1 protein-coding gene is annotated in these 615 nt (G+C 42.3%); it reads right to left on the reverse strand.

All coding sequences use genetic code 11. The features are described from left to right. The coding region (locus GVN22_RS28620; RefSeq protein WP_166554198.1) for a hypothetical protein at positions 1 to 422 on the reverse strand (422 nt) is incomplete at its 3' end. Between the last annotated feature and the right edge of the window lie 193 nt (positions 423 to 615).

A 615-nucleotide genomic window follows, 5' to 3' on the forward strand; every position in this document is an offset into this window, starting at 1 on the left:
TCGACACCTTGCGTAAAGCCACCGCCTGTTTTCATTTCACCGTCCCATTTCAAGGTATCGTACCAAGCCTCAATCTCAACCGCCATTTTCCCTGGTGCCAATGGAATAGCTCCCGCAAACTGGCCAGTGGATAAAATGAGGTTATAATCCACAAACTCATTGAGTAAATCTTCTGTCAGAATTACATACAATCGCTTTGAGCCACCCAATTGTGGATTTTGAGTTTTACGCTTGAGACCAACCAAAGGTACTGTAAATGCACCAGTGGGAAACTCCAAATATTGACCCGTTAGCATTTGTAAACCTGCACTGGTCGACATCATACTCAGACCCGAAACAATGGGGTTGCCTGTGTAGGCGTACATGGACACCCCAGCAAAAAAGCTGAGAAATACCATTGCCATTTTTAGAAACTTATTCATAAAAAGATTTTAGGGCCGAAGCCCAATTAAAGGTGTACGTTTTTGAATCTATCTTATTGAAAAGTAAAGACTACAATCGGTTGTTACCGAACCACTCTGAACCCAAACCATACTCCACACAAGCCGAGTACAAAATGTTAAGCTCCCAGTGTTTCGTGTATTCTTTCATTTTCACACGGTATTTACTTACGTC

Origin of the sequence: Cellulophaga sp. BC115SP, from assembly GCF_009905545.1 — a bacterium.
GTDB lineage: Bacteria > Bacteroidota > Bacteroidia > Cytophagales > Spirosomataceae > Flectobacillus > Flectobacillus rivi.